This is a genomic window from Pseudomonas sp. AC463 (assembly GCF_979253585.1).
In genome coordinates, this window is sequence record NZ_CEEDDZ010000395.1 from 1 (window position 1) to 305 (window position 305).

Sequence of the window (305 nt, forward strand, 5' to 3'; positions counted from 1 at the left end):
TAATTATCGGCCTTAAAGGAGCAAAAGCCGACTGTGATGTGCAGAAGGTCTGCGCCTCCGGCGATACCATTCTCCGTGATAAAAAGGCAAAATACTTGCGCCCCGAAGATTTAAGCGTAAGCAGAAAGCCCGTCGCGGCCATCGTTTCTGTGATGACGGCCAGCAATACACCGGAAGGGTTTGACGTCGTCCTGTCAGTTTATGATGTCAAATCAGGTGCCGTAACACAGCGCCGCGCTGAGATGGAATATCGCGGCGGTGAAGTTTCGACACAGCAGCTGCGGCGACTCGTAATCGTCGAAAGC

Annotated in this window: 1 protein-coding gene; it reads left to right on the forward strand. The window is 52.8% G+C overall.

Going from position 1 to position 305, the window contains the following annotated elements; genetic code table 11:
• On the forward strand, window positions 1–305 hold a 305-nt coding region (locus AC0IYH_RS30690), incomplete at both ends, for a hypothetical protein (protein ID WP_471837937.1).